Source organism: Cupriavidus basilensis OR16 (genome assembly GCF_000243095.1).
Classification (GTDB): Bacteria; Pseudomonadota; Gammaproteobacteria; order Burkholderiales; family Burkholderiaceae; genus Cupriavidus; species Cupriavidus basilensis_D.
Genome location: NZ_AHJE01000309.1, coordinates 1 through 740, shown reverse-complemented (window position 1 = coordinate 740; position 740 = coordinate 1). Strand labels below are relative to the sequence as shown.

1 protein-coding gene is annotated in these 740 nt (G+C 68.4%); it reads right to left on the bottom strand.

The window, feature by feature from the left end; translation table 11 throughout:
• The coding region (locus OR16_RS38865; RefSeq protein ID WP_006164944.1) for a thiamine pyrophosphate-binding protein at positions 1-740 on the bottom strand (740 nt) is incomplete at both ends.

Here is a 740-nt window from a genome sequence, read left to right as displayed (position 1 = left end):
GCCTTGGAGCCCTGGTAGCCGAGCGGGCCGCACCACAGCGGATGGCTGGCGGGGAAGGAGTCGTTATGCAGGTAGCTGTTGACCACCGGGGCGCCCAGGCGCTCGGCCAGCGCCTGGCACTCGGCGATGGCATCGGCCATGACCACGCCGCCGCCGGAGATGATGACGGGGAACTTGGCCTTGGCGATCAGTTCGGCGGCTTCGTTCAGGCGCTGGTCGCCGCCGGGGCCACGGTCCAGGCGCTGGGGCAGGGGGATCTCGGCCTTGATCTGTCCGTAGAAGTAGTCGCGCGGGATATTGAGCTGGGTCGGGCCCATCTCGGCCATGGCGCGGTCAAAGCAGCGGCCGGTGAACTCGGCCATGCGGGCCGGGTGGGTGACGTGGCCCTGGTACTTGGTGAATTCCTGGAACATCGGCAACTGCTTGGCTTCCTGGAAGCCGCCCAGGCCAATGCCCATGGTGCCGGCCTCGGGGGTGACGATGACGACCGGGCTATGTGCCCAGTAAGCGGCGGCGATGGCGGTGACGCAGTTGCTGATGCCGGGGCCGTTCTGGCCGATGACGACGCCGTGGCGGCCGGAGACGCGGGCATAGCCGTCGGCCATATGGCCAGCGCCTTGCTCGTGGACCACGGGGATGAGGCGGATGCCGGCGGGGGCGAAGATGTCCATGGCGTCCATGAAGGCCGAACCCATGATGCCGAACATGTCGGTGACGCCGTTGGCGGCCAGGGTCTCGAC